19 protein-coding genes and 1 tRNA gene are annotated in these 16,868 nt (G+C 71.6%); 11 read left to right on the forward strand and 9 right to left on the reverse strand.

Annotated features, from left to right (window positions below; all coding sequences use genetic code 11):
• Nucleotides 1–4 precede the first annotated feature (4 nt).
• Nucleotides 5–652 (reverse strand): hypothetical protein, encoded by a 648-nt coding sequence (locus ACF09C_RS21840; protein ID WP_392093434.1) that lies wholly within the window; start codon nucleotides 650–652, stop codon nucleotides 5–7.
• 47 nt (nucleotides 653–699) lie between these two features.
• Between ACF09C_RS21840 and ACF09C_RS21845 the strand changes: the two genes are divergently transcribed.
• Nucleotides 700–888 (forward strand): DUF5703 family protein, encoded by a 189-nt coding sequence (locus ACF09C_RS21845; protein ID WP_005319466.1) that lies wholly within the window; start codon nucleotides 700–702, stop codon nucleotides 886–888.
• A 50-nt stretch (nucleotides 889–938) separates the two neighbouring features.
• Here ACF09C_RS21845 and ACF09C_RS21850 read toward each other — a convergent pair whose 3' ends face one another.
• From ACF09C_RS21850 to ACF09C_RS21860, 3 genes are all read right to left on the reverse strand, one after another.
• Complete coding sequence (locus tag ACF09C_RS21850) at nucleotides 939–1,766, reverse strand: chaplin (protein WP_392093436.1); 828 nt, start codon at nucleotides 1,764–1,766, stop codon at nucleotides 939–941.
• Between the two features lie 156 nt (nucleotides 1,767–1,922).
• Nucleotides 1,923–2,156, reverse strand: coding sequence for a chaplin ChpH (gene chpH, locus ACF09C_RS21855; RefSeq protein ID WP_362004389.1), 234 nt, complete (start codon nucleotides 2,154–2,156; stop codon nucleotides 1,923–1,925).
• Nucleotides 2,157–2,310: 154 nt separating this feature from the next.
• The gene (locus ACF09C_RS21860) at nucleotides 2,311–3,636 is read right to left on the reverse strand and encodes a M20/M25/M40 family metallo-hydrolase (RefSeq protein ID WP_392093438.1); all 1,326 of its coding nucleotides are present in this window, start codon (nucleotides 3,634–3,636) and stop codon (nucleotides 2,311–2,313) included.
• Between the two features lie 209 nt (nucleotides 3,637–3,845).
• On the opposite strand from ACF09C_RS21860, the gene ACF09C_RS21865 reads away from it, so the two are divergent.
• Nucleotides 3,846–3,933 (forward strand) — tRNA-Leu (locus tag ACF09C_RS21865).
• A 69-nt stretch (nucleotides 3,934–4,002) separates the two neighbouring features.
• Nucleotides 4,003–4,935, forward strand: coding sequence for an RluA family pseudouridine synthase (locus ACF09C_RS21870; protein WP_392093440.1), 933 nt, complete (start codon nucleotides 4,003–4,005; stop codon nucleotides 4,933–4,935).
• 72 nt (nucleotides 4,936–5,007) lie between these two features.
• On the opposite strand, the gene ACF09C_RS21875 is transcribed toward ACF09C_RS21870, so the two are convergent.
• Both ACF09C_RS21875 and ACF09C_RS21880 read right to left on the reverse strand, forming a co-directional pair.
• Nucleotides 5,008–6,480, reverse strand: a complete 1,473-nt coding sequence (locus ACF09C_RS21875) for an amino acid permease (protein ID WP_392093441.1) — start codon at nucleotides 6,478–6,480, stop codon at nucleotides 5,008–5,010.
• A gap of 194 nt (nucleotides 6,481–6,674) precedes the next feature.
• Nucleotides 6,675–7,376 carry a FadR/GntR family transcriptional regulator gene (locus ACF09C_RS21880; RefSeq protein ID WP_392093443.1) on the reverse strand — a complete coding sequence of 234 codons (702 nt, stop codon included), beginning with the start codon at nucleotides 7,374–7,376 and terminating at the stop codon, nucleotides 6,675–6,677.
• A gap of 138 nt (nucleotides 7,377–7,514) precedes the next feature.
• Here ACF09C_RS21880 and ACF09C_RS21885 point away from each other — a divergent pair, with 138 nt between their 5' ends.
• Both ACF09C_RS21885 and ACF09C_RS21890 read left to right on the forward strand, forming a co-directional pair.
• A complete protein-coding gene (locus ACF09C_RS21885; RefSeq protein WP_392093444.1) occupies nucleotides 7,515–8,039 on the forward strand; it encodes a gluconokinase in 525 nt (174 codons plus the stop codon).
• Between the two features lie 174 nt (nucleotides 8,040–8,213).
• Nucleotides 8,214–9,611, forward strand: a complete 1,398-nt coding sequence (locus ACF09C_RS21890) for a gluconate:H+ symporter (RefSeq protein WP_392093445.1) — start codon at nucleotides 8,214–8,216, stop codon at nucleotides 9,609–9,611.
• A gap of 43 nt (nucleotides 9,612–9,654) precedes the next feature.
• On the opposite strand, the gene ACF09C_RS21895 is transcribed toward ACF09C_RS21890, so the two are convergent.
• Nucleotides 9,655–10,542 carry a TIGR03619 family F420-dependent LLM class oxidoreductase gene (locus ACF09C_RS21895; RefSeq protein ID WP_392093447.1) on the reverse strand — a complete coding sequence of 296 codons (888 nt, stop codon included), beginning with the start codon at nucleotides 10,540–10,542 and terminating at the stop codon, nucleotides 9,655–9,657.
• Nucleotides 10,543–10,613: 71 nt separating this feature from the next.
• On the opposite strand from ACF09C_RS21895, the gene ACF09C_RS21900 reads away from it, so the two are divergent.
• Nucleotides 10,614–11,075, forward strand: a complete 462-nt coding sequence (locus ACF09C_RS21900) for an ASCH domain-containing protein (RefSeq protein ID WP_392093449.1) — start codon at nucleotides 10,614–10,616, stop codon at nucleotides 11,073–11,075.
• Between the two features lie 163 nt (nucleotides 11,076–11,238).
• Here the strand turns inward: ACF09C_RS21900 and ACF09C_RS21905 are convergent, their stop codons facing one another.
• A complete protein-coding gene (locus tag ACF09C_RS21905) occupies nucleotides 11,239–12,894 on the reverse strand; it encodes an FAD-binding dehydrogenase (RefSeq protein ID WP_392093451.1) in 1,656 nt (551 codons plus the stop codon).
• A 105-nt stretch (nucleotides 12,895–12,999) separates the two neighbouring features.
• On the opposite strand from ACF09C_RS21905, the gene ACF09C_RS21910 reads away from it, so the two are divergent.
• From ACF09C_RS21910 to ACF09C_RS21930, 5 genes are read left to right on the forward strand one after another with little or no spacing between them, the layout of a single operon-like run.
• Nucleotides 13,000–13,656: a TetR/AcrR family transcriptional regulator gene (locus ACF09C_RS21910; RefSeq protein WP_392093453.1), complete on the forward strand. Its 657-nt coding sequence runs from the start codon at nucleotides 13,000–13,002 to the stop codon at nucleotides 13,654–13,656.
• Nucleotides 13,653–14,435 carry a glucose 1-dehydrogenase gene (locus tag ACF09C_RS21915; RefSeq protein WP_392093455.1) on the forward strand — a complete coding sequence of 261 codons (783 nt, stop codon included), beginning with the start codon at nucleotides 13,653–13,655 and terminating at the stop codon, nucleotides 14,433–14,435. Before ACF09C_RS21910 ends, ACF09C_RS21915 begins: the two co-directional genes overlap by 4 nt.
• A 49-nt stretch (nucleotides 14,436–14,484) precedes the next feature.
• Complete coding sequence (locus tag ACF09C_RS21920; protein ID WP_392093456.1) at nucleotides 14,485–14,997, forward strand: NUDIX hydrolase; 513 nt, start codon at nucleotides 14,485–14,487, stop codon at nucleotides 14,995–14,997.
• A 9-nt stretch (nucleotides 14,998–15,006) separates the two neighbouring features.
• Nucleotides 15,007–15,402, forward strand: coding sequence for a YidH family protein (locus ACF09C_RS21925; protein WP_392093458.1), 396 nt, complete (start codon nucleotides 15,007–15,009; stop codon nucleotides 15,400–15,402).
• Entirely contained in the window at nucleotides 15,399–15,722 is a 324-nt protein-coding gene (locus tag ACF09C_RS21930; protein ID WP_392093460.1) for a DUF202 domain-containing protein, read from the forward strand. Before ACF09C_RS21925 ends, ACF09C_RS21930 begins: the two co-directional genes overlap by 4 nt.
• 110 nt (nucleotides 15,723–15,832) lie before the next feature.
• Here ACF09C_RS21930 and ACF09C_RS21935 read toward each other — a convergent pair whose 3' ends face one another.
• Complete coding sequence (locus ACF09C_RS21935) at nucleotides 15,833–16,771, reverse strand: NADP-dependent oxidoreductase (protein ID WP_392093462.1); 939 nt, start codon at nucleotides 16,769–16,771, stop codon at nucleotides 15,833–15,835.
• Nucleotides 16,772–16,868 lie beyond the last annotated feature (97 nt).

Genomic DNA, 16,868 nt, shown 5'->3' on the forward strand with positions numbered 1-16,868 from the left:
ACGCTCAGGCGTCCTGCTCCTCCAGGTCCTCGTCGAGCTCGTCGTCGAAGACCGCGCTGACGTCGAAGCGGCAGACGATCCGCTCCGGATCGGCCTGCTCGAAGGGGGCGTTCAGCCACTCCCCCGCTTCCGGCAGCTCCTCCGCGGCAGAGACCCAGAGGGTGGAGTCCCCCTCCTCCAGACCGAACTCCTTGTGCCGCGAGGCGATTTCGTCCGGTTCGTACTCGCCGAAGAGCACGCCGAGGGCGGCGTGTGTGCTGCCACCGACGGTGGGGACCGCGTCCGGCCCCTCCTCGTCGCCCTCCAGGTCGGCGATGCGCTGTGCCTGGGCGAGCAGCCGCTGCGGTTCGACGACGGCGTAGTCGCGGCGGATCAGGACGCTGAGGGCGTGCGGCTCCTCCGGCCCGGCGTAGGGCGGGAGCGAGTCGTCGGCGCCCGGGATCTCGAAGGGCGTGACCTCGTCGTAACGGTCGTAGAGCCGCTCGTCGTAGGCTTCGGCCGCCGCGGCGAGGGCGTTGAAGGCTTCGTAGACGGCCGGGTCGTCGTCCCCCGAACGACGTTCGACCGCCTCGAGGTGACGGTCCAGTGCGGCTTTGACCGCCTCGGCGGCGGCACGTACCTCGGCAGCGGTGGGCTGCGCAGCATCAGACATGGGACGCACGCTATCCGTACCGGGCGTGTGCCCGCACAATAGATGCGATGCCGGAATACGAATTTGTCGACGTGTATGTGCCGCGCGGTGTCTCCCGCAAGGAGGCGACGCGGCTTCTGACCGACCATGCCGAGTACGGTCACTGGGAGTTGGACCGCCTGAGTCTGCACCGGGACGGCAGCCGCAGGGTGCGGCTGCGACGGCGCATCATCCGTCAGGTCCGCGCCACCTGGTGACATGAGAAGGGGCCCCGCCGTGCGGGGCCCCTCTGCGTGCTGCCGTCCCCCTAGGCGGACTGGCGGGCGCGGCGGTAGAGCACGGATCCGGCGAGCAGCAGGGCGGCGCCGGCCGGGACGGCCACGCCGAGCGGACCGGAACCGGTCTGCGCCAGCTCCTCGGTCGCCTCGGGCTGCGTGATCGTGTGCGTACCAGGCGTGTTCGGGCCGTTCGGCGTCCCGTTCTCGCCGGAGTCACCCGGGTTGCCGGGCGTGCCAGGCGTACCGGGGTTCCCGGGCGTGCCCGGGTTGCCGGGCTCACCCGGGTTGCCGGGGTTCCCAGGGTTGCCCGGGTTGCCGGGGTTCCCCGGGTTGCCGGGCTCACCGGGGTTGCCCGGGTTACCGGGGTTGCCCGGATTCCCCGGGTTACCGGGGTTCCCCGGCTCGCCCGGGTGGCCCGGGTGTGTGGGCTCGATGCCGTTGCCGCACTCGTTGCCGAACGCGGGGTTGATGGCGCCGATGACCGAGACGCTGTTCCCGCAGACGTTCACGGGGGCGTCGACCGGCACCTGGACGGTGTTGCCCGAGCCGACGCCCGGGGAGCCCTTGCTGCCGCCCTCGGCCGAGGAGCCGCGGTGCTTGCCCGTGCCCGGCTTGGAGACATTGGCGCACTTGTTGCCGAACGACGGGTTGAGCAACCCGACGCCGTTGACGGTGTTTCCGCAGACATTGACCGGCGCGTGCACCGGAACCTGCACGGTGTTCCCGGACGCGACGCCCGGGGAATTCGCGGCCGCGCCGTTCGCACTCGAATCGGCATTCGCATAACCACCGCCGAGGGCGATGACTCCGCCCGCCGCCGCGACGGTGATCAGGCCCTTGCGTGTGACCTGTCGCATAGCTTGTTCCCTGCCTTCTCGGCTTCTGCCTTCTGGCTTCAGAAGAGGGGCCACCGGGATCGAAACGCCCGGGGCGGAATGCCCGCCGGCCCCGGAGTGCATGGCACGCACTCCGGGGCCGGCCTGGCTCAGACCCTCACGGGTCGAGGCACAACGTCAGGCGTTGACGCAGGTGTTGCCGAAGGTGGGGTTCAGCAGCCCGATCACGGAGACCGTGTTGCCGCACACGTTCACCGGGACGTGGACCGGCACCTGGACGACGTTGCCCGAGAGCACGCCGGGGGAACCGATGGCGGCACCCTGGGCACCCGAGTCGGCAACGGCCATGCCCGCACCCGCGAGAACGAGACCGCCGGTGGCAGCCGCAGCAGCGACGACCTTCTTGATCATTATTCCTCCTTGTTGGCAATGCGATCCCAGCCGCGGACCGCACCACCTGTAACGAGGGGGAAGTAATGGGGCTACGAGCCTATGAGTGCATTCACTCTTTCCGGTCAAAGGCGCACGGGCGGTCGATTATCGGAGACAGGTGAACGCGATCCGCTCAGGACGCGTCGATGAACCGGTCGAGCACGCGGACGCCGAACTTCAGCCCGTCCACCGGCACGCGCTCGTCCACGCCGTGGAACATCCCGGCGAAGTCCAGCTCGGGCGGCAGCTGGAGCGGCGCGAAGCCGAAGCAGCGGATGCCGAGGTCGTCGAAGGACTTGGCGTCGGTGCCGCCGGAGAGCATGTACGGCACCGCCCGGGCGATCGGGTCCTCGGCGCGGAGGGCCAGCTGCATCGCGTCCACGAGGGCGCCGTCGAAGCTGGTCTCCAGGGCCTTGTCGCCGTGCACGTCCTCGCGCTTGACCCGCGGGCCGAGGATCCGGTCGAGGTCGGCCAGGAACTCCTGCTCGTAACCCGGCAGGAACCTGCCGTCGACATGGGCGGTGGCCTGGCCGGGGATGACGTTGACCTTGTACCCGGCGCCGAGCATGGTCGGGGCGGCGGAGTTGCGCAGGGTCGCGCCGACCATCTTGGCGATGCCGCCGAGCTTGGCGAGCGTCGCCTCCATGTCCTCGGGGTCCAGCGGGGTGCCCAGCGCGTCCGAGAGCTCGTCCAGGAAGGACCGTACGGTCTTGGTGACCCTCACCGGCCACTGGTGGCGCCCGAGGCGGCCCACGGCCTCGCAGAGCTCCGTGATGGCGTTGTCGTTGTTGGTCATCGAGCCGTGCCCGGCCGTGCCCTCGACGGTCAGCCGCATCCAGTGCATGCCCTTCTGGGCCGTCTCGACCAGGTAGAGCCGCAGGTTCTCGTTGACGGTGAAGGAGAAGCCGCCGACCTCGCCGATCGCCTCCGTCACGCCGTCGAAGAGGTCCCGGTGGTGATCGACGAGGTGCCGGGCTCCGTACGTGCCGCCCGCCTCCTCGTCGGCGAGGAAGGCCAGCACGATGTCGCGCGGGGGCTTGCGGCCGCTGCGCATCCGGTCGCGGACGACCGCGAGGGTCATCGCGTCCATGTCCTTCATGTCGACCGCGCCCCGGCCCCAGACACAGCCGTCGGCGACCTCGCCGGAGAAGGGGTGGTGGGTCCAGTCCTCGGCGTTGGCCGGCACGACGTCGGTGTGGCCGTGGATGAGGAGGGCGGGCCGCGACGGGTCCTCGCCCTCGATCCGGGCGACGGTGGACGCCCGCCCCTTGTGCGACTCGATGATCTTCGGCTCGAGACCGACCTCGGCGAGCTTCTCGGCGACGTACTCCGCCGCCGCCCGCTCGCCCGGGCCCGAGTGGTCGCCGTAGTTGCTGGTGTCGATGCGGATGAGGTCACGACAGAGGTCGACGACCTCGTCCTCGCCGGTGATGTTCCTCGCCGTGTTCGACTCGCTCACGCTGCTTCCTCCCACTACGTGCCCCACGTGCTTGCTGGTGGACTCCCCCATCCTCGCGCGCCCGGCCCCCGGGACCCAAGGGCGGCCGTCGGCCGACATCCGCCCGTCACACGGGTCGGGCCGGAAAGGGGGTGGTGATCGACCACCTCCAATGTTTGCTATGGTTTTCCACGTCGGAACGGCCGAGCGGCCGGAAAGACAGACACCTTGTCCGGGTGGCGGAATGGCAGACGCGCTAGCTTGAGGTGCTAGTGCCCTTTATCGGGCGTGGGGGTTCAAGTCCCCCCTCGGACACCAGCGAAGGACCCCACGTCATGTGGGGTCCTTCTTGCGTTGGTGGACGGGACGTACGGATCGGTGGGAGCTGTGAGACGCAGGACGAAGCGGCCGGTGGCGCCGCTCCCCCAGCGGGACGGGATCGATCCCGTGCGGCTGCGGCTGCCCGAGGAGGCCGCCGGTGACGGGTGGGCCACCGTCGGGGAGTACCTGCGGGCGCGGTTCGGCGGGGCCGTCGGAGATGCCCGCGTCCGCGAGATGGTGCGGGACGGGCGGTTCGTGGGCGCGGACGGGCGGCCGTTCCGGGAGGACGAGCCGTACGCGGCGGGGACGTACCTCTGGTACCACCGGGACTTCCCCGCCGAGGAGCGGGTGCCCTTCGAGATCGGGGTCGTATACCGGGACGAGCGGATCGTCGTCGTCGACAAGCCGCACTTCCTGGCCACGATGCCGCGCGGGCGGCATGTGACCGAGACGGCGCTCGCACGGCTGCGGCGTGACCTTGGGCTGCCGGAGCTGCAGCCCGCGCACCGGCTCGACCGGCTGACGGCCGGGCTCGTGCTCTTCGTGGTGCGGCCGGGGGACCGGGGCGCGTACCAGACGCTGTTCCGGGACCGGCTGGTCGGCAAGGAGTACGAGGCGGTGGCTCCGTACGAGCCCGGGGTCGCCCTGCCGGTGACCGTGCGGAGCCGGATCGTGAAGGAGCGCGGGGTGATCGCCGCGCGCGAGGAGCCGGGCGAGCCGAACAGCGAGAGCCGGATCGAGCTGGTGGAGCGGCGGGGCGGTCTCGGGCGGTACCGGCTGCTGCCGAGGACCGGGCGTACCCACCAGCTGCGGGTGCACATGAACCGCCTGGGGCTGCCGATCCTGCACGATCCGGTCTATCCGGTGGTCCTGGAGGACGGTCCCGAGGACTACGCGCGGCCGCTGCAACTGCTCGCACGCGTGCTGGAGTTCACCGACCCGGTCACGGGAGCGCCGCTGCGCTTCGAGAGCGGTCTGCGGCTCGACGGGATGGACTGAGCGGGCCCCGGAAACAGCGGGAGACCCCCGCAGGCCGCCGCCTGCGGGGGTCTCGTCGCCCCGTGGGGGGTCTCAGTCCTGGTGCTCCGCCGCGGTCGCGCGGACCCGCTTGCGGACCAGGAACCAGCCGCCGACGAGGGCGGCGGCGATCAGCGGAAGGCAGTTCACGGTGGTGCGGCTGATGCCGCCGTCCATCCACATCAGGACCAGCACCGAGGCGAGGAAGACCAGGGTGACGATCTGGGTGTACGGGGCCCAGGGCAGCTGGTAGGAGGGGCGGGTGACCCGGCCGTCCTGGGAACGCCGCACGAAGAGCAGCGAGCAGACCATGATCATGCCCCAGGTGCCGATGATGCCGATGGAGGCGAAGTTCAGCACGAGCTCGAAGGCCTCGCCGGGCATGACGTAGTTCAGGCCGACACCGAGGACACCGAAGGCGGCGGTCAGCAGGATGCCGCCGTAGGGGACGCCGCCCTTGTTCATGACGCCGGTGAACTTGGGCGCGGAGCCCGCGAGCGACATGGAGCGCAGGATCCGGCCGGTGGAGTACAGACCCGAGTTGAGGCTGGAGAGCGCGGCGGTCAGGACGACCAGGTTCATGACGCCCGCGGCGCCCGGGATGCCCAGCTTGTCGAAGACGGTGACGAAGGGGCTCTGGTCGCCGGAGTAGGCGGTGTACGGCAGGAGCAGCGCGAGCAGGATCACGGAGCCGACGTAGAAGAGGCCCACGCGCCACATGATCGAGTTGATCGCGCGCGGCATGATCTTCTCGGGGTTCTCGGTCTCGCCGGCCGCGACGCCGCAGAGCTCGACGGAGGCGTACGCGAAGACGACGCCCTGGATCAGCAGCAGCATCGGCATGACACCGCTGGGGAAGATGCCGCCGTTGTCGGTGATGGTGGAGAAGCCCGGGGTGTGGCCGCCGACGTCGTGCGAGGTCACGACGAGGAAGATGCCGATGAGCATGAAGGCGACGAGGGCGCCGACCTTGATGATCGCGAACCAGAACTCCATCTCGCCGAAGTACTTCACGGAGATGAGGTTGGCTGCGAGGACGACCGCGAGGGCGATCAGGGCGAGGATCCACTGCGGGACGTCGCTGAACATGGCCCAGAAGTGGGCGTAGGTCGCGGCCGCGGTGATGTCGGCGACAGCGGTGGTCGACCAGTTGAGGAAGTAGAGCCAGCCGGCCGTGTAGGCGCCCTTCTCGCCCATGAACTCACGGGCGTAGGAGACGAAGGCGCCGGAGGAGGGGCGGTAGAGGACCAGCTCACCGAGGGCCCGCACCACGAAGAAGGCGAAGACGCCGCAGACGGCGTAGGCGATGAAGAGGGACGGTCCCGCGTTGGCCATGCGGCCGCCGGCGCCGAGGAAGAGGCCGGTGCCGATCGCTCCGCCGATGGCGATCATGTTGATGTGCCGGGACTTGAGGTCCTTGCGGTATCCGGCGTCACCGGCGTCGACGTGGGGGGACGCCCCGGCGGCCGGCGCCGGTGGCGGCGTGGCGGACAGCGTGTCGGCCGCAGAGGGGGTGCGGTCACTCATGGAGTTGTTCGCCTTCGTGAGGGGGAGGGTCTGTGCGGTACCCGGCCGCGCGCGTGGAGGTCGTCCACGGCACGCGCGGCCAGCGCACATCGTCACGGCACGACGGCGTTTCAGCAGTGGCCAATGTCACTGAACGCCCTTATTTGAGCTACTTCTGAGGTTGCTCGCGGGCGAAGTGCGGGGGTCCGCCGGGTTTACGGCGCGAGGACGTCCAGTTCCTTGAGGGCGCCGACGGCGATCTGGCGGGTCAGCTCCTCGGCGCGGACCGCGTCCCGCTCGCGGACCGCCTCGGCGACCTGGACGTGCAGGGTGACGGCGGCCGGGTCCGGGTCCTCGAACATCACCTGGTGGTGCGTGCGGCCGGTGAGGACCTCGGCGACCACGTCGCCGAGCCGGGCGAACATCTCGTTGCCGGAGGCGTTCAGGACGACCCGGTGGAAGGCGATGTCGTGGACGAGGTACGCCTCCAGCTGCCGGCCGCGCGAGGTGGCGACCATGCCGAGCGCGTGCTCGGTCAGTTCGCGGCACTGCTCGGGCGTGGCGTGGGTGGCCGCGAGTCCTGCGGCGACGGGTTCGACCGCGGAGCGGAGCACGGTGAGCGAGCGCAGCTGGCGGGGGCGGTCGGCGCCGGCCAGGCGCCAGCGGATGACCTGGGGGTCGTACACGTTCCACTGCGCCGTCGGCAGGACGATCACGCCGACGCGGCGGCGGGACTCGACGAGGTGCATGGACTCCAGGACGCGGACGACCTCGCGGACCACGGTGCGCGAGACGTCGAAGCGCTGGGCGAGTTCGTCGGTGCGCAGCACGCTGCCGGGCGGGTACTCCCCGGCGGTGATCGCGAGACCCAGGGTGGCGAGGACGTGCGGATGAAGCCCCTGGGCCGGTGTCGTCATGGGGGTCAGCCTACGCGGCGACCAAGATCGGGAACAAAAAGTATGACTTTAATGTCACAGGCCCTTGAATACGTCGTACCCAATGGGTTTCATGAGCGCGACGGATCGATGTCGAAGAAGACAGCGAGGCACCACTCCATGAGCACCACCTCCCCGACGGTCCCCCGGGTCGTCGTCGTGATGGGCGTCGCCGGCACCGGCAAGACGACCATCGGCCCCCTCGTCGCGGACGCGCTCGGCGTGCCCTACGCCGAGGGCGACGACTTCCACCCGGCGGCGAACGTCGCCAAGATGTCCGCCGGCGTCCCCCTGGACGACACCGACCGCGGCCCCTGGCTCGACGCGATCGGGCAGTGGGCGCACGGCCGGGAAGGGCTCGGCGGGGTGGTGAGCAGCTCCGCCCTCAAGCGGATCTACCGGGACCGGCTGCGGGCGGCCGCCCCGGGCGTGGTCTTCCTGCATCTGACCGGCGACCGCGCGCTGATCGAGCGGCGGATGACCGAGCGCAAGGGGCACTTCATGCCGACGGCCCTGCTCGACTCGCAGTTCGCCACGCTCCAGCCGCTGCGGGACGACGAGGCGGGCGTCGCCGTCGACGTCTCCGGCTCGCCGCAGGAGATCGCCGCGCGCGCGGTCGACGCGCTGGGCCGACTCGCCGGCTGACGGCGCGCTCCCCGGACGTCGTCCCCGTCGGCTACGCCGCCCTCCCGTGGGCGTACGCCGGTCCCCCGTCGCCCCCGCTTCGTGGGCCCGCCCCCTGGGCCCGCGGCCACGTCGGTCCCTCGGCGTTACCTCCTCGTTCCCCCGCCCCTCACCCCCGTCCCCTAAGGAACCACCGTGACCAGTCTCAGCGTCGAGATGCTGGCAGCGGACGCCGTCGAGCCGATCACCTCGGCCGGCAACGCCCAGCTCGGCTTCGCCGTGCTCGCGGGCATCGCCGTCATCGTCCTGCTGATCACCAAGTTCAAGCTGCACGCCTTCCTGGCCCTGACCATCGGCTCGCTGGCGCTGGGCGCCTTCGCCGGTGCGCCGCTCGCGGCGACCATCGACTCGTTCACCGTCGGTCTCGGCAAGACCGTCGCCGGTGTCGGCGTGCTGATCGCGCTCGGCGCGATCCTCGGCAAGCTGCTCGCCGACTCCGGCGGCGCCGACCAGATCGTCGACACGATCCTGGCCAAGGCGAGCGGGCGGGCCATGCCCTGGGCGATGGTCCTCATCGCCTCCGTCATCGGGCTGCCGCTCTTCTTCGAGGTCGGCATAGTCCTGCTGATCCCGGTGGTGCTGCTCGTCGCCAAGCGGGGCAACTACTCGCTGATGCGGATCGGTATCCCCGCCCTCGCCGGTCTCTCGGTGATGCACGGACTGATCCCGCCGCACCCCGGCCCGCTGGTCGCCATCGACGCGCTCGGCGCCAACCTCGGTGTCACGCTCGCGCTCGGTGTCCTGGTCTCCATCCCGACCGTGATCATCGCCGGTCCGCTGTTCTCCCGGTACGCGGCCCGCTGGGTCGACATCCCGGCCCCCGAGAACATGATCCCCACGCGTCCCTCCGAGGACCTGGAGAAGCGGCCCGGCTTCGGCGCCACCGTCGCGACCGTGCTGCTGCCCGTCGTCCTGATGCTCGTCAAGGCGCTCGTCGACATCGTCGTGGACAACCCCGACAACGCGCTGCAGAAGGTCACCGATGTCATCGGCTCGCCGCTGATCGCGCTGCTCGCGGCCGTGCTCGTGGGCCTGTTCACGCTGGGTCGCGCGGCCGGGTTCACCAAGCAGCGGCTCTCCACCACCGTCGAGAAGTCCCTGGCACCGATCGCGGGCGTGCTGCTGATCGTCGGCGCGGGCGGCGGCTTCAAGCAGACCCTGATCGACGTCGGCGTGGGTCAGATGATCCTGGACTTCTCCAAGAACTGGTCGATCCCGGCCCTGCTGCTCGCCTGGCTGATCGCGGTGGCGATCCGTCTCGCGACCGGCTCGGCGACGGTCGCGACGATCTCGGCGGCGGGGCTCGTGGCCCCGCTCGCCGAGGGCATGGGGACGACCGAGACGGCGCTGCTCGTCCTCGCGATCGGAGCCGGCTCGCTCTTCTTCAGCCATGTGAACGACGCCGGTTTCTGGCTGGTGAAGGAGTACTTCGGCATGAACGTCGGCCAGACGATCAAGACCTGGTCGGTGATGGAGACGATCATCTCGGTCGTCGGCATCGTCTTCGTCCTGCTGCTGTCGCTGGTGTTGTAGCTGCCGCGCCTCGCTCCGCCCGGGACCGGGTCGGGACCGCCGCTCAGGCGTTCCGGACCCGGTCCCGTGCGTTCCGGCCCAGTTCCAGTGCCTCCGCGGGCTCGCGGGTCGCCCGCTGGAGGTCGAGGAAGCAGGAGTCGGCTCCGGTCTCCCGGACGCCCGCGAGGACCGTGGCGATCTGGTCGGCCGTCATGCCCGGCGTGGCGTTGAACCGGATGTGGCGGCGCAGCGTGTCGGGGTCCCGGCCTGCCTCGTCGGCGGCGCGCCGGGCCGTCGCCCAGAGGCCCGCCGCGGCCTCCGGCGGCAGGACGGCGCCGACCCAGCCGGCCGCGCGCCGGCCGACCCGGCGCAGCGCGGCCGGGCTGAAGCCGCCGAGGTAGACCGGCGGTCCTGCGGGCTGGGCGGGGCGGAGCCCGACGTGCGCGCGGGGGATCGTCCAGTGCGGGCCCTTGTGACTGAACTCCTCCTCGGTCCAGATGCCCGCCAGGATGTCGAGGATCTCGTCGAGGTGGGCGCCGCGCCGCCCGAAGTCGGCGTTGACCGCGGTGTACTCGTCGCGGAGCCAGCCGATCCCCAGGCCGACGTCGAGCCGGCCGGCGCTCAGTCCGTCGAGGGAGGTGAGGCTGCGGGCGAGCAACAGGGGCGGGTACCAGGGGGCGTTGAGGGTGGACATGCCGAGCCTGGCCCGTGTGGTGGCCGTCGCGGCGACCGTCAGCACGGTGAGCGGGTCGAGGAACGTCCGGTACTCGCGGGGGTAGGGGTCCTCGGGGGTGTGGCCCGGGTAGAGGTCGCTGGGCGCGACCGGCGCGAGTGAACGGTCCCCCACCCAGAAGGAGTCGAAGCCCGCCGCCTCGGCCTCGCGGGCGAAGTCCGCGATCGTCTCGGGGCGGGCGTGCGTGCCGTACTGGGGCAGTGCGATGCCGATGTCCATGCCCTCATGGTGAGTTGGAGGACCTCGGCGCCACGAAGGGGTCGGCCGGTGAGCCGTGACACACTGCGGGCATGACAGAGCATCTCGCGCCGGAGACCGAGAAGACGGTCGACGACCCCTCCTCCCTCAAGCCGTTCGAGCTGGCTTTCCCGGGACCGCTGCGCGACACGCTGGTGGCGGCGGTGCTGTCCGGCGCCAAGACCTCGACGACCGGCCTGGTGGTGGAGTACGAGGCGGCGGACGAGGAGTTGCCGCGCGTGGGCGAGCGCTGGGCGCTGGTCGACTCGGACGAGCGGCCCGTCGCGGTCGTGGAGACCACGGAGGTACGGGTCCTGCCGGTCGCGGAGATCGACCTGCGGTTCGCGATCGAGGAGGGCGAGGGGTACACGACCGTCGCCGAGTGGCGGGCCGCGCACGAAGGGTTCTGGCACAGCGCGGAGATGCGGGAGTTCCTCGGCGACCCGGAGTTCACCGTCACCGACACGACGGCGGCGGTCGCGGAGCGGTTCCGGGTCGTACGCCGCCTGGGCTGAGGGCGTACGGCCGAGGTCGTGCACGGCCGGGAGTCGCGTACGGCGGGGAGGCGCGCACGGCCTGGAGGCGCATACGGCCGGGAGGCGCGTACGGCGGGAGCGCGTGACGACAGGGCGCGTTACGGCCCACAGCCGCGCACGGCCGCAGGGGCCGGCCGCCCCGCTACCCCACCGCCCGGGCCGCCGCACGGCCCGCCGCGCGGCCCGAGAAGATGCAGCCGCCCAGGAAAGTGCCCTCCAGGGAGCGGTAGCCGTGGACACCTCCGCCACCGAAGCCGGCCGCCTCACCGGCCGCGTACACCCCCTGGAGTGCCTCGCCGCCCTCGGTCAGGACACGCGACGACAGGTCCGTCTCCAGTCCGCCGAGCGACTTGCGGGTGAGGATGTTCAGGCGTACGGCGATCAGCGGACCGGCCTTGGGGTCCAGGATCCGGTGCGGTGACGCCGTGCGGATCAGCTTGTCGCCCAGGTACTTGCGGGCCCCCCGGATCGCCGTGACCTGAAGGTCCTTGGTGAAGGGATTGACGATCTCGCGGTCCCGTGCGGTGATCTCGCGGCGCAGCTCCGCCTCGTCGATGAGGGGCTCGTCCGTGAGCGCGTTCATGCCGCGGACCAGGGCGGACAGGTCACGCTCCACGACGAAGTCGACGCCGTGGTCCATGAACGCCTGCACCGGGGCCGGGACGTCCGCGCGGGCCCGGCCGATGACGTCACGGACCGACTTGCCGGTGAGGTCGGGGTTCTGCTCGGAGCCGGAGAGGGCGAACTCCTTGCCGATGATGCGCCGGTCGAGCACGAACCAGGTGTGGTCGTGGCCGGTGCGCATGATGTGTTCGAGGGTGCCGAGGGTGTCGAAGCCCGGGAAGAGCGGCACGGGCAGCCTGCGGCCGCGCGCGTCCAGCCAGAGCGAGGACGGTCCGGGCAGGATCCGGATGCCGTGCTTGGCCCAGATCGGGTTCCAGTTCTCGATGCCCTCGGTGTAGTGCCACATCCGGTCGCGGTTGATGTGGCGCGCCCCGGCCTCCTCGGCGATGCCGAGCATCAGTCCGTCGACATGGGCGGGGACTCCGGAGAGCAGCTTCGCGGGCGGGGTGCCGAGGCGGTCGGGCCACTGCTTGCGGACGAGGTCGTGGTTGCCGCCGATGCCGCCCGAGGTGACGATCACGGCCTGGGCCCGGAGCGCGAAGGCGCCGGTCGCCTCCCGGCTGCTCGCCGTGCCGCGCTCGGCGTCGGACGGCTCCAGGATCTCGCCGCTGACGGTGTCCACGGCGCCCGCCGTGGTTCCGAGGGCGGTCACCCGGTGGCGGAAGCGGAACTGGACGAGACCGCGCGCCACGCCCTCGCGGACCCGCTGGGCGAAGGGGGCGACGAGGCCGGGTCCCGTGCCCCAGGTGATGTGGAAGCGGGGCACCGAGTTGCCGTGGCCGGTCGCGTCGTAGCCGCCGCGCTCGGCCCAGCCCACCACGGGGAAGAACCGCACCCCGCGCGCGTGCAGCCAGGACCGCTTCTCACCGGCCGCGAAGTCGACGTACGCCTCGGCCCACTTCCGCGGCCAGTGGTCCTCGGGACGGTCGAAGCCGGCCGTGCCGAGCCAGTCCTGGAGGGCCAGCTCGTGGCTGTCCTTGATCCGCATCCGCCGCTGCTCGGGCGAGTCGACGAGGAAGAGGCCGCCGAAGGACCAGTGAGCCTGGCCGCCCAGCGACTGTTCGGGCTCCTGGTCGAGCAGGATGACGCTCCGTCCGGCGTCCACGAGCTCGGCGGTGGCCACCAGACCGGCGAGGCCGGCTCCGATCACGATCACATCAGCGTCGTACGACATGGACCGAATCTTGGATACACGGATGTATCGAGTCAACCGTCCGGACCGGTCCGGCTCCGTGCGCGCCTCTCCCGCTTTCTAATGTCGAGCATTAATATGGTCGGCATGGCGAGGACGTCAGGGCCCGAGACCCGGGACAAACTGATCCGCGCGGCGGAGGAACTCTTCGCGGCGCAGGGCGTCGACGGCGCCCAGCTGCGGGACGTGGTGGCCCTCGCGGGCCAGAGCAACCCGTCGGCCGTGCAGTACCACTTCGGCTCGCGCGCGGGCCTGCTCGACGCGGTGATGGCCGGCCGCCAGAGACGTACGGAACAGGTCCTCGAACCGCTCCTCGCCGAGGCGCCCGACGAGCCGCACGCGCTGCTCGGGGCCCTGGTCGGCACCGAGGCGAGCGAGCTGCGCACCGAGCGCGGCCGCCGCTGTCTGCGGATCTCCGCCCAGCTCAGCCACGAGAGCGGAGTACGCACCCGCACGCCGCACCCCACCCTCGACGGCACCGTGTACTGGCGGCTGATCGAGCGGCTCGAGTCCTGTCTGACCGGCCGGAACGGTCGGCCAGGGTTGCCCGAGCCGCTGCGGCTCGAACGGCTCGACCTGGCGCTCACCGTCGTCGGCGCCGCGCTGGCCGACCGGGCCCGGCAGTACCTCGACGGCACCGTCCCGCTCACGGACGAGGAGCTGTTCCTCGCCGACCTCGTCCAGACCACGACGGCCCTGCTGCAAGCTCCGCCGCCGCCCTCGATCCGAAAGGACCCCGCATGACCGAGAACATCCGCCTCCACGACCTCACCGGCAAGACCGTCCTGATCACCGGAGGCGCCCGCGGCCTGGGGGCCGAGGCCGCACGCCAGGCCGTCGCCGCCGGCGCGAACGTCGTGCTCACCGACGTGCTCGACGACGAGGGCAAGGCCACCGCGGCCGAGCTGGGCGAGCGGGCGCGCTTCCTGCACCACGACGTGACCTCCGAGGAGGCGTGGGCGGCGGCGGTCGCCTACGCGGTCGCCGAGTTCGGCGGGCTGCACGGCCTGGTGAACAACGCCGGGATATCCTCCGGGGCCTTCCTGGAGACCGAGTCCGTGGAGAACTTCCGCCGGGTGCTGGACATCAACCTGACCGGTGTCTTCATCGGCATGAAGGCCGCCATCCCGGCCATGAAGGAGGCCGGTGGCGGCTCGATCGTCAACATCTCCTCGGCCGCCGGTCTGATGGGTCTTGCCCTGACCGCCGGTTACGGCGCCTCGAAGTGGGGCGTACGCGGCCTCACGAAGATCGGCGCGGTGGAGCTCGGCACGGAGCGGATCCGGGTGAACTCCGTCCACCCGGGCATGACGTACAGCCCGATGACCGCCGGTCTCGGCATCCAGAAGGGCGAGGGCGGCTACCCCAACACCCCGATGGGCCGGGTCGGCGAGGCGCACGAGATCGCCGGCGCGGTGGTCTTCCTGCTCTCGGACGCGGCCTCCTACGTGACCGGCGCGGAGCTGGCCGTGGACGGCGGCTGGACGACCGGGCCGACGGTGAAGTACGTCATGGGGCAGTGATCCGGTCGGGCGTGGGCGATCCGGCCGTGGTCGGTGATCTGATGGGGGCATGAACCCCGCCGAAGAGATCCTGGACGTCGTCGACGAGCACGACGAGGTCGTCGGGCAGGCCCCGCGCACCGAGGTGTACGCGCGGGGCCTGATCCACCGCTGCACGTTCATCCAGGTGCGCGACGCCCAGGACCGGGTCTTCGTGCACCGGCGCACGCCCGGGAAGCTGGTCTACCCGTCGATGTACGACATGTTCGTCGGCGGGGTCGTCGGCGCCGGCGAGTCGTACGACGACGCGGCGCTGCGCGAGGCCGAGGAGGAGCTGGGCGTCTCCGGCCTTCCGCGCCCCGAGCCGCTGTTCCGGTTCCTGTACGACTCCGGGGGCGTGGCCGGGAAGTGGTGGTCGGCGGTCTACCGCGTGCGGTGCGAGCTGCCGGTCGACCCGCAGGTGGAGGAGGTCGCCTGGCACGCCTTCCTGCCGGAGGCCGAGGTGGTCGCGCGGCTCGGGGAGTGGGCGTGGGTTCCGGACGGTCTGGCCGCGTACGGACGGCTGCGCGCGCACCGCGGCTAAGGTGCCCGGGTGAGTGACTTCGTGCAGAGTCTGCGGCTGTGGTTCGCGCCGCGGCGGATCCGTGACGAGGGCGAGACTCCGGACTACCGGTTCTCGCTGGCCAACGAGCGCACCTTCCTCGCCTGGATCCGGACCGCGCTGGCACTCGTCGGCGGCGGCTTCGCCGTCGACCAGTTCCTGCCGGACCTGCGCTGGGGCGTACGCGTCGGTCTCGCGCTCGCGCTGCTCGCCGCGGGCGTGCTGTGCGCGCTGCGCGCGGTGAACCACTGGGTCCGGTGCGAGCGGGCGATGCGGCGCGGGGAAGACCTGCCGGTGTCGCGGTTCCCGACGCTGCTCAGCCTCGCGGTGGCGCTGGTGGCCGTGGTGATGGTGGTGGTCATCCTCTTCGGCTGGGCCGGCCGGTGACCGAGGGGGCGGCGGCGCCCGTCCGCGATCCGGGGCTGCAGCCGGAACGGACCCGGCTCGCCTGGCGCCGTACGACGCTGACCTGCACGATCGTGGCGGTACTCGCCGCGAAGTCGGCGATCAGGGACGAGATCACGGCGCCGGGGGTGGCGGGCGCCGCGCTGACGGCGCTGGTGTGGGTCGCCTTCCTCGCGGTCGCCCACCGCCGGATCCGCGCCCTGGACGCGGCCCGTCCGGTTCCGCTCTCGCGCCGGGGGGCGCTGCTCGCGACGGCGTGCACGGTGGCCCTCGCGGCGTTCGCGGTGGCGGTGGTGCTGTAGTCGGCATCGCGGTGTTTTTTCCCGGTGGCGGTGGTGCCGTAGGTCGGCGGATCGTGGCGTTCCCGGTCCGCCCCGGGCCTTCCCAGGGTCCGCCCCGGTCGAAGCGATCCCTAGTCCGGCCAGGCGACCGTGACCACGACCTTGCCCTGGAGGCCGCCCTCGCGGTTGGCGCGCTGGGCGTCGGCGGCCTGCTCCAGGGGGAAGGTGCGGGCGACGCGTACGGAGAGCACGCCCTCGTCCACCAGACGGGCGAGCGCGGCCAGGTCCTCGGAGTTCGGGCGGACCCAGAAATAGCGGCCGCCCAGGGCGATCACCTCGCCGTCCGCGATGGAGGCGAGGCGGCCCTCGGGGGCGAGGACGTCGGCGGTCTGCTTCAGGAAGGGGCCGCCGATGGTGTCGAAGGCCGCGTCCACGCCCTCGGGCGCGAGGGCGCGGATCTGCTCGGCGAAGGTGTGCTCGTCGTAGACGACGGGCTCGGCGCCCAGCTCCTCGACCCGCGCCCGGCCCTCCTCGCGCACCGCGCCGATGACCCGGCAGCCGAGGTGGCGGGCGATCTGGACGGCCATGGCGCCGACCCCGCCGGCCGCCGCGTGGACGAGGACCGTGTCGCCCTCACGGGCGCCGAGCGCCTGGTGGAGCACCTGGTAGGCGGTGAGCCCGGCGAGCGGGAGGGCGGCGGACTCCTCGAAGCCCACGGTGCGCGGCTTGCGGGCGAGGGTGCGGACGGGGGCGGCGACGTACTCGGCGAAGGTGCCCCGGGAGAGGAAGTCCTCGCGGACGTAGCCCATGACCTCGTCGCCGACGGTGAACTCGGTGACGGAGACCCCGGGCTGGACGACGACCCCGGAGACGTCCCAGCCGGGGATGACGGGGAAGACGGCGTCGATCATCCCGTCCAGGTAGCCCGCCTGGGCCTTCCAGTCGACCGGGTTCACGGCGGCCGCCCGTACCTTCACGAGGACGTCGTCCGGGCCGACCTTCGGGTCGGGCCGTTCGCCGTACTCGAGCACCTCGGGGCCGCCGTACCGGCTGTAGCTGATCGCCTTCATACCCCGAACGATCACGGTGGCCCCCGGCCCCCGCAAGCCGGATTCGCCCGGCAGGGCGCGTGCGCGGCAGAGCGGAGTGGAATCAGGACGACTCGGA

Source organism: Streptomyces sp. NPDC014870 (assembly GCF_043081505.1).
In the GTDB taxonomy this organism is placed as follows: Bacteria; Actinomycetota; Actinomycetes; order Streptomycetales; family Streptomycetaceae; genus Streptomyces.

Coding starts and splice junctions, on each gene's coding strand:
- ACF09C_RS21840 (WP_392093434.1), bottom strand. CDS start 652: ATGTCTGATGCTGCGCAGCCCACCGCTGCCGAGGTACGTGCCGCCGCC.
- ACF09C_RS21845 (WP_005319466.1), top strand. CDS start 700: ATGCCGGAATACGAATTTGTCGACGTGTATGTGCCGCGCGGTGTCTCC.
- ACF09C_RS21850 (WP_392093436.1), bottom strand. CDS start 1,766: ATGCGACAGGTCACACGCAAGGGCCTGATCACCGTCGCGGCGGCGGGC.
- chpH (WP_362004389.1), bottom strand. CDS start 2,156: ATGATCAAGAAGGTCGTCGCTGCTGCGGCTGCCACCGGCGGTCTCGTT.
- ACF09C_RS21875 (WP_392093441.1), bottom strand. CDS start 6,480: ATGAGTGACCGCACCCCCTCTGCGGCCGACACGCTGTCCGCCACGCCG.
- ACF09C_RS21880 (WP_392093443.1), bottom strand. CDS start 7,376: ATGACGACACCGGCCCAGGGGCTTCATCCGCACGTCCTCGCCACCCTG.
- ACF09C_RS21885 (WP_392093444.1), top strand. CDS start 7,515: ATGAGCACCACCTCCCCGACGGTCCCCCGGGTCGTCGTCGTGATGGGC.
- ACF09C_RS21895 (WP_392093447.1), bottom strand. CDS start 10,542: ATGGACATCGGCATCGCACTGCCCCAGTACGGCACGCACGCCCGCCCC.
- ACF09C_RS21900 (WP_392093449.1), top strand. CDS start 10,614: ATGACAGAGCATCTCGCGCCGGAGACCGAGAAGACGGTCGACGACCCC.
- ACF09C_RS21905 (WP_392093451.1), bottom strand. CDS start 12,894: ATGTCGTACGACGCTGATGTGATCGTGATCGGAGCCGGCCTCGCCGGT.
- ACF09C_RS21910 (WP_392093453.1), top strand. CDS start 13,000: ATGGCGAGGACGTCAGGGCCCGAGACCCGGGACAAACTGATCCGCGCG.
- ACF09C_RS21915 (WP_392093455.1), top strand. CDS start 13,653: ATGACCGAGAACATCCGCCTCCACGACCTCACCGGCAAGACCGTCCTG.
- ACF09C_RS21920 (WP_392093456.1), top strand. CDS start 14,485: ATGAACCCCGCCGAAGAGATCCTGGACGTCGTCGACGAGCACGACGAG.
- ACF09C_RS21935 (WP_392093462.1), bottom strand. CDS start 16,771: ATGAAGGCGATCAGCTACAGCCGGTACGGCGGCCCCGAGGTGCTCGAG.